Source organism: Burkholderia sp. A2, from assembly GCF_001729305.1.
GTDB lineage: Bacteria > Pseudomonadota > Gammaproteobacteria > Burkholderiales > Burkholderiaceae > Burkholderia > Burkholderia sola.
The window spans coordinates 1,945-2,392 of record NZ_LZXX01000008.1 but is presented as its reverse complement, the minus strand read 5'-3'; the positions used below and the strand labels follow the sequence as shown (position 1 = coordinate 2,392).

Below are 448 nucleotides of genomic sequence, written 5' to 3'. Positions count from 1 at the left end.
CGCGCGCGACGCGGCCGGGCACCGGCCGCGCTTGTACGTGACACCCGTTCAAGCCAGTTCGGCGGCGCGTCAGTAGCCGCCGCCTCCGCCACTGCCGCCGCTGCCACCGGCGCCGCCGTACCGGCTCATGCCCGGTCCTTGCGACACGCCGCCGCCCGACGACGTACAGCCCGCCGACAGCACGAGCACCAGCGCCGCGATCAGCGTCGCAGCCAACGTTGCCGATTTCATGGCAATCTCCTTGCAGCGCGCAGGCCCACAGGAAAGGCGGTTCGCGTGAACCGCGCGTCTGCGCGATGACAAGACGTTTCGGCGGGGCGCTTATTCCATGCTTTTTGCGTATCGCCGCGGCGGCGCCTGGATCAACGATAGACGAGATCGGCGCGGCGGTTCTGCGCCCACGCTTCCTCGTCGTGGCCGGCCGCGACCGGCTTTTCCTTGCCGAGGC

At 70.1% G+C, this 448-nt stretch carries 1 protein-coding gene and 1 pseudogene; both read right to left on the bottom strand.

The annotated features are described in order from the left end of the window. Nucleotides 1-69 precede the first annotated feature (69 nt). Nucleotides 70-231 (bottom strand): hypothetical protein, encoded by a 162-nt coding sequence (locus A9Z05_RS36740; RefSeq protein WP_176730124.1) that lies wholly within the window; start codon nt 229-231, stop codon nt 70-72. Nucleotides 232-362: 131 nt separating this feature from the next. Beyond that, nucleotides 363-448: pseudogene (locus tag A9Z05_RS37375) on the bottom strand (peptidoglycan-associated lipoprotein); the annotation flags it as partial.

Coding starts and splice junctions, on each gene's coding strand:
- A9Z05_RS36740 (WP_176730124.1), bottom strand. CDS start 231: ATGAAATCGGCAACGTTGGCTGCGACGCTGATCGCGGCGCTGGTGCTC.